This window comes from Microbacterium sp. (genome assembly GCF_046295495.1).
In the GTDB taxonomy this organism is placed as follows: Bacteria; Actinomycetota; Actinomycetes; order Actinomycetales; family Microbacteriaceae; genus Microbacterium.
The window spans coordinates 21,125-27,850 of sequence record NZ_JBKBNC010000025.1 but is presented as its reverse complement, the minus strand read 5'-3'; the positions used below and the strand labels follow the sequence as shown (position 1 = coordinate 27,850).

General features: G+C 71.2%; 6 protein-coding genes. 2 read left to right on the top strand and 4 right to left on the bottom strand.

The genetic code is table 11. The features are described 5' to 3' along the window. Nucleotides 1–62 precede the first annotated feature (62 nt). The 3 genes from chvE to ACK4LS_RS10335 all read right to left on the bottom strand — a co-directional run bounded on the left by chvE (nucleotide 63) and on the right by ACK4LS_RS10335 (nucleotide 3,965). Nucleotides 63–1,166 (bottom strand): multiple monosaccharide ABC transporter substrate-binding protein, encoded by a 1,104-nt coding sequence (gene chvE, locus ACK4LS_RS10345; RefSeq protein ID WP_409716803.1) that lies wholly within the window; start codon nucleotides 1,164–1,166, stop codon nucleotides 63–65. 330 nt (nucleotides 1,167–1,496) lie between these two features. Then, nucleotides 1,497–2,522 carry a LacI family DNA-binding transcriptional regulator gene (locus ACK4LS_RS10340; RefSeq protein WP_409716789.1) on the bottom strand — a complete coding sequence of 342 codons (1,026 nt, stop codon included), beginning with the start codon at nucleotides 2,520–2,522 and terminating at the stop codon, nucleotides 1,497–1,499. A gap of 120 nt (nucleotides 2,523–2,642) precedes the next feature. Beyond that, nucleotides 2,643–3,965 carry a M20/M25/M40 family metallo-hydrolase gene (locus tag ACK4LS_RS10335; RefSeq protein ID WP_409716787.1) on the bottom strand — a complete coding sequence of 441 codons (1,323 nt, stop codon included), beginning with the start codon at nucleotides 3,963–3,965 and terminating at the stop codon, nucleotides 2,643–2,645. A gap of 214 nt (nucleotides 3,966–4,179) precedes the next feature. Between ACK4LS_RS10335 and ACK4LS_RS10330 the strand changes: the two genes are divergently transcribed. Together ACK4LS_RS10330 and ACK4LS_RS10325 are read left to right on the top strand one after the other, a co-directional pair. Continuing rightward, nucleotides 4,180–5,163 carry a Gfo/Idh/MocA family protein gene (locus ACK4LS_RS10330; RefSeq protein ID WP_409716785.1) on the top strand — a complete coding sequence of 328 codons (984 nt, stop codon included), beginning with the start codon at nucleotides 4,180–4,182 and terminating at the stop codon, nucleotides 5,161–5,163. 47 nt (nucleotides 5,164–5,210) lie between these two features. Further along, nucleotides 5,211–6,071: an NYN domain-containing protein gene (locus ACK4LS_RS10325; protein ID WP_409716783.1), complete on the top strand. Its 861-nt coding sequence runs from the start codon at nucleotides 5,211–5,213 to the stop codon at nucleotides 6,069–6,071. Nucleotides 6,072–6,097: 26 nt separating this feature from the next. Here ACK4LS_RS10325 and ACK4LS_RS10320 read toward each other — a convergent pair whose 3' ends face one another. Next, on the bottom strand, nucleotides 6,098–6,724 hold the full coding sequence (locus tag ACK4LS_RS10320) for a hypothetical protein (protein WP_409716781.1): 627 nt from the start codon (nucleotides 6,722–6,724) through the stop codon (nucleotides 6,098–6,100). Nucleotides 6,725–6,726: the final 2 nt, after the last annotated feature.

Genomic DNA, 6,726 nt, shown 5'->3' with positions numbered 1-6,726 from the left:
CGCCGCGACCCGGTCGGGTCGCGGCGGAGGCGGGGTGGGAGGACCGGGGTCCTCCCGGGGGATCAACCCAGGTCGGCCTCGGTGTAGTAACCGCTGTCGACGAGGATCTCCTCGTAGTTGTCCTTCGTGACGATCGTCGACTCGAGCAGGTACGACGGGACGACCTTCTCGCCGTTGTCGTAGGTCTCGGTGTCGTTGACCTCGGGCTCCTCGCCCTTGCGGATGTCGTCGACCATGGTCACGGCCTGCTTCGCGAGCTCGCGCGTGTCCTTGAAGATCGTCGAGTACTGCTCGCCGGCGATGATCGACTTGATCGAGCCGACCTCGGCGTCCTGACCGGTGATGACGGGCAGGTCGGTGGCCGAGTAGCCGCCCGAGGTGAGGGCCGAGATGATGCCGATCGACAGACCGTCGTAGGGCGAGAGCACGCCGTCGAGCTTGGTCGAGCCGATGACGGTGAGGATGTTCTCCATGCGCTCCTGGGCCGTCTCGGGCAGCCAGCGCAGGATCGCGGCCTGACCGAACTCGGTCTGGCCGGAGGGGACGACGAGGACACCCGAGTCCATGTAGGGCTTGAGCGTCTCCATCGCGCCTTCCCAGAAGAAGGTGGCGTTGTTGTCGTCGGGGCTTCCGGCGAACAGCTCGACGTTGAAGGGGCCGGTGGCGCCGGTCTCCGCGCCCGAGGCGTCGAGGACGCCCAGGCCCGTGAGGAGCGAGGTGGCCTGCTGCACGCCGACCTGGAAGTTGTCGAACGTCGTGTAGTAGTTGACGTTCGGCGTGCCGTTGATGAGGCGGTCGTACGCGATGACGGGGATGTCGGCGTCGGCGGCCTGCTGCAGCACGTCGGTGAGCGTGGTGCCGTCGATCGAGGCGACGATCAGGGCCTTGGCGCCCGAGGTGATCATGTTCTCGATCTGCGAGACCTGGGTGGGGATGTCGTCGTTGGCGTACTGCAGGTCGACCTGGTAGCCGAGCTCCTCGAGCTGCGACTTGACGTTGTTGCCGTCGGCGATCCATCGCTCCGACTGCTGGGTCGGCATCGCGACACCGATGATGCCGCCGGCCTCATCCGAGTCGCCGGCGCCGCCGCCGGTGCGGTCTCCCGCGCAACCGGCGAGGCCGATGCCGAGCGCGAGGACGCCCGCTCCCGCGACCGCCTTGAGCATGCTGTGCTTCTTCACTCTGGTTCCCTCCGTTGGGTATGTGGCGCGGTCTCTCCCCATGGAGCCCACCGCTTCAACGAGCGGCCCACGACGGGTGTCACGTGTCGACGGGGCGAAACGAAGCCGTTCGGCGAGGCGGGTCACCCGCGTCGTTCGAAACTTCTTCGTCTCGACGGATCCGCTCCGCAGCGAGTCCCGTCGGCCTGTGCGACCCGGTCATGTGACCGTTCACATTGTGAGAGTGATGCTACCCCGATGTGTCGAGAATCTGTCAAGTCCCCGTGCGTTCGAGATGGAGCCGTTGCGTAAACGTGACGATCGTCGCGCCGCGCGTCACGAGCGCGGCGGGGCCGTGGACGACCGGACGATGAGGCGCAGGTGATCGGGCACGGGGGCGACGGTGCTCGCGTCGACCTCGCCCAGGGCGCACAGCAGGTCGGTGACGGCCCGGGTGCCGATGCCGACGAAGTCCTGACGCACGGTGGTCAACGGCGGCCAGAGATGGGCGGATTCAGGCACATCGTCGAAGCCGACGACCGACATGTCCTCGGGGACGGAGCGACCTATGGCCCGAACGGCATGCATGAACCCGAGGGCCATGTGGTCGTTGCCCGCGAACACCGCGGTGGCGTCCTCCGTGCGGAGCAGTTCCAGACCCGCCTCGAAGCCGAACTGCGCCGTCCAGTCGCCCAGCACCGGTGGACGGGGCGGGAGGTCGTTGGCATCCATCTCGGCGAGGTAGCCCCGCATGCGGTGATCGGCCTCGACCCAGTCGCGCGGGCCGGCGATGTGCAGGATGCGGGTGTGGCCGAGCTCGATGAGGTGGCGAACGGCCGCGCGGGCTCCCGCCGTCTGGTCGTTGTGCGAGGTGGCGGTGCCCGTCGACGCGACGATCTGCACGGGCACCGGCAGCTTCAGCTCGTCGAGGATCGGCACCACCCGCGTCTGCGGCGCCACGGCGATGAGTCCCTCGATCGACTGCTGCATGAGGTGGTCGATGGACGAGCGCACGTCGTCGGGGGCGCTCGTGGCGAGGTTGGTGACCGTGAGTCGATACCCCGCGGCCCGCGCCGCGGACTCGATGGCCTGGACCATCGACGCCACACCGTGCGTGGTCGTGCGCGGGCCCAGCACGCCGATGAGCTTCGACCTGCTGGTGGCGAGGGCGCGGGCGGCCTGGTTCGGCACGAACTTCAGCTCGGCGATGGCCGAGCGCACCTTGGCGGCGGTCTCGGGGCGCAGCTGCGGGCTGTTGTTGATCACCCGCGAGACGGTCTGGTACGACACCCCGGCCAGTCGCGCGACATCGCGGATGCTGGGGGCACGCCCCGTCGCTTCCGGGGTGTCGGTGTCGCTCATGGTCCGCCTCATCGCGGGTCGCGCGCTGTTGCGTGACCGGTCACACGAGAATAACCGACGGCGCGGCGATCACCCGCTCGGGCCCCGGACGGCGCTCTCGCGGCCGCGCGGCGTCGGCCGTCAGGCCTCGATCAGCGCCCGGTAGAAACGGATGCCGCGCAGCCACACGTCGACGCGGATCCGCTCGTCGGGCGCGTGCAGCGCGTCGCGCTCCGCGCGGGTCAGGTGGAACGGGGCGAAGCGATACACGGCATCCGTGAGCCCGGTGTAGAAGCGGCTGTCGCTCGCCCCGAGCTGAAGGTACGGCAGAGGCACGACCTCGTCGCCGAGGGTCGCGGTGACAGCACGCGACAGCCGGAGCCAGGCCGCACCCCGCCAGGGCGACACCGGCGAGGGTTCGCTGCCGTGGCGCAGCTCGATGTCGACGAGGGGGTCGGCGACGGCGCGGCGGAGGTGGACCGAGACGTCGGCGAGCGTGTCGCCGGTGAGCAGGCGCACGTTCACGCTCGCGCGCGCGGTCGTGGCGAGCACGTTCTCGCCCGCCGAACCCTCCAGGCGCGTCACCACGGCGGTGGTGCGCACGAGGGCGTTCGTCTCGGGACCCCGCGCCGACAGCGCGGCGGTCACCAGCGGGGCCGACACCGCGGTGCGGCGGAACAGCGTCGCCAGGGGCTCACCCGTGTGCGTGGCCGCGGTGGCGAGCATGGCGCGCACGGGCGGGGCGAGCCGCCGGGGGAACGGGCGACGGCGGAGCCGATCGATCGCCCGCGCGAGACGCGCTGTCGCGGGCAGTCTCGGGGGCGTGGACGCGTGGCCGCCGGCCTCGCGCGTGATGAGGTCGAACGTGGCCACACCCCGCTCGGCGACGCCGATCATCGCGGTGGGAGCGGCGACCCCGGGCACAGCCCCCTCGACCACGGCACCGCCCTCGTCGAGCACGAGCGCCGGGCGCACGCCCCGCTCGGCCAGGAGGGCGGCCATGGCCTGCGCGCCGGTTCCGCGGGTCTCCTCGTCGTGGCCGAACGCGAGCCACACGTCGGTCCGCGGGGTCGCACCGTCGGCCAGAGCCTGCTCCACCGCCTCGAGGATGGCCACGAGGGCGCCCTTGTCGTCGATCGCGCCGCGCGCGTGGATGACGGCATCCGGCCCCTCCCCCTCGATCTCGGCGGCGAAGGGGGGATGCCGCCACTCCTGCCCGTCGACCGGCACGACGTCCTGGTGCGCGAGGAGGAGCAGGGGCGCGTCGGCGCTCGCACCCGGCCAGCGGTACAGCAGCGAGCGGCCCGCGACGACCTCGCGCTCCAGCCGCTCGTGCGCGAGGGGGTAGAGGCGCTCGAGGGCGGCGTGGAAGCGGGCGAACGCCTCGTCGTCGGTGTCGGCGGGATCCACGCGGGACACCGTCGGCAGGCGGAGCAGTTCGCGGAAGCGCTCGACGGCCGTCATGCGTCGAGCCTAGGGCGGGAACCGCGGGCGCGTCCGGTCGCAAGCGTCGCGGAACGGCGCCCCGGCGACGCCCGTGCACCACGCCCCTCGCGCGTGCGGAGGCCGGGCGGGGTGGAGTACCCCGCATCCCCGCTCCCCCGCCGACGCGCGACGCGGGTTTCGCACAACGTCTCGACGCGCGCCGATGTCGCCGGACGCGGATACGGTGGAGCCCATGACCGGACTGCACTGGGGCATCCTCGCAACGGGCGGCATCGCGCACGCCTTCACCTCCGACCTGCGCACCGCGGGCCTCGACGTCGTCGCCGTCGGCTCCCGCCGCATCGACAGCGCGCGCGCATTCGCCGAGACGTACGACATCCCGCACGCGCACGGGTCGTACGAGGAGCTCGTCGCCGATCCCGACGTCGACATCGTCTACATCGCCACCCCGCACCCCTCCCACGTCGACAACGCGCTGCTGGCGCTCGACCACGGCAAGCACGTGCTCGTGGAAAAGCCCTTCACGCTCAACGCGGCCGAGGCCGCGGCGATCCGCGACAGGGCCGCCGAGAAGGGCCTGCTGGCGATGGAGGCCATGTGGACGCGTTATCTGCCCCACATGGTACGGATCCGCGAGATCCTCGCCGCGGGCACGCTCGGCGAGATCCGCGTGGTGTCGGCCGACCACACGCAGAAGATCTCCACCGACCCCTCCCACCGCCTCAACGACCTCGCCCTCGGCGGCGGTGCGCTGCTCGACCTCGGCATCTACCCGATCTCGTTCGCCATCGACGTCCTCGGCCTGCCCGAGCGCATCACGGCCCTCGCGCGCCTCTCGGATGCCGGCAGTGACGCCGAGGTCGCCACCGCGTTCGTGCACCCCGGCGGAGCACTGTCGACCACGGTGTCGTCGTCGCGCGGGGCCGGCCGCAACCTCGCACAGGTCGTCGGAACCGAGGCCCGCATCGAGATCGACGGCGTCTGGTACACCCCCACCTCGTTCCGCGTGGTCTCCCCCTCGGGAGACGTGCTCGAGGAGTACGCGAGCGAGGTCGACGGACGCGGCATGCAGTTCCAGGCGCTGGCGGCCGAACGGTTCGTCGCCTCGGGCGCCGGGGCGAACGACGTCCTCCCGATCGACGAGTCGGTGGCGATCATGGGCGTGCTCGACGAGGTGCGTCGGCAGATCGGCGTCGTCTACCCCGGCGAGCGCTGAGCCCGGCGGGGTACCGGCCGATGCACCGGACGGGTCACACTGGAGTCATGCCCGATACGCAGACCGCCCGCGTCGCCGTCTACCTGGACTTCGACAACATCGTGATGTCCTGGTACGACCGCGTCCACGGGCGCAACGCCTACTCGCGCGATCGGCAGAAGATCGCCGAGAACCCCATGGACCCCGAGATCGCCGAGCGTCTGACGAAGGCCACGATCGACGTCGGTGCCGTCATCGACTACGCCGCGTCGTTCGGCACACTCGTGCTCACCCGCGCCTACGCCGACTGGTCGGCGCCGGTGAACGCCGAATACCGCTCGCAGCTCGTCGCTCGCGCGGTCGACCTGGTGCAGCTCTTCCCCGCCGCGGCCTACGCCAAGAACGGTGCCGACATCCGTCTGGCCGTGGATGCCGTCGAGGACATGTTCCGCCTCCCCGACCTCACGCATGTCGTGATCGTGGCCGGAGACAGCGATTACGTGCCCCTCGCGCAGCGGTGCAAGCGGCTCGGGCGCTACGTCGTCGGCGTCGGCGTCGCCGGTTCCACCGCGAAGTCGCTGGCCGCCGCGTGCGACCGGTTCGACGCCTACGACTCGCTCCCCGGCATCCCGAATCTGTCGGAGACGAAGAAGGACACCGCGCCGTCACGGCCCCGCGCCCGCAAGCGCTCGAAGGACCCCGCCGTCGATCTGCTCGAGCGTGCGATGCAGCTCGAGGGCGAACGCGCCGACGGCGAGTGGTTGCACGCCTCGGCGGTCAAAGACCTCATGAAGCGCCTCGACCCCTCGTTCAGCGAGAAGGCACTGGGCTTCCGCAGCTTCTCGGACTTCCTCAAGGCCCAGACCGAGCACGTCGAGGTCGACGAGGAGTCGAACGTCGTGCAGGTGAAGGCGGTCGCGCGGGGCTGAGCCGGGGCGGCTCGACGCGGATCGCGTCAGCGGCGCTCGGCGCCGGGAGCGACGTGCTCCAGCACGCGCTCCCACACCGACGTGAGCGTCACGTGACCGTTCACCGAGCCGATCTCGTCGTCGGGCACGACCTGCGCCTCAGCCGATCGCAACCGGTCGACGTACCACTCGGCGTCGTCGGTGCCGGCGGGGCCGTCTCCCCCGACGAGCACGAGCACGTCCGCGTCGAGGTGATCGAGGAGCGGGGTGCGCAGGTCGCGACTGAGGGGATCGGAGGGACTGCGGACCCCGACGATCGCAAGTCGGTCGACGATCGGCCCCATCGCCGCGGCGAGGTAGATGGCGATCGGCCCGGCCGAGCGCTCCCCCACCAGTCCCACTGTGGCGCCCGGTGCCTCGCGCTCCATCAGCGCCTTCAAGGCCTCGACGGTCAGCTCGGCGGGCGTCTGCCCACCGAAGACGGGCGGGTCTTCGAGCTCGGGGGCGTCGAGCCCGACCGCGACGACCCGAACGTCGTAGCCGGAGGTGACCCTCGCGTCGGGGTCGGTCGTGGCGACGTCGCCGGTGCGCAGCACGAACACCGCGCGCGGGGCGCCGGGGGTGCCGAAGCTGCGGTAGCCGAGCTCGCCGTCGAGCCAGGGGGCCAGACTCATCG

Coding starts and splice junctions, on each gene's coding strand:
- chvE (WP_409716803.1), bottom strand. CDS start 1,166: ATGCTCAAGGCGGTCGCGGGAGCGGGCGTCCTCGCGCTCGGCATCGGC.
- ACK4LS_RS10340 (WP_409716789.1), bottom strand. CDS start 2,522: ATGAGCGACACCGACACCCCGGAAGCGACGGGGCGTGCCCCCAGCATC.
- ACK4LS_RS10335 (WP_409716787.1), bottom strand. CDS start 3,965: ATGACGGCCGTCGAGCGCTTCCGCGAACTGCTCCGCCTGCCGACGGTG.
- ACK4LS_RS10330 (WP_409716785.1), top strand. CDS start 4,180: ATGACCGGACTGCACTGGGGCATCCTCGCAACGGGCGGCATCGCGCAC.
- ACK4LS_RS10325 (WP_409716783.1), top strand. CDS start 5,211: ATGCCCGATACGCAGACCGCCCGCGTCGCCGTCTACCTGGACTTCGAC.
- ACK4LS_RS10320 (WP_409716781.1), bottom strand. CDS start 6,724: ATGAGTCTGGCCCCCTGGCTCGACGGCGAGCTCGGCTACCGCAGCTTC.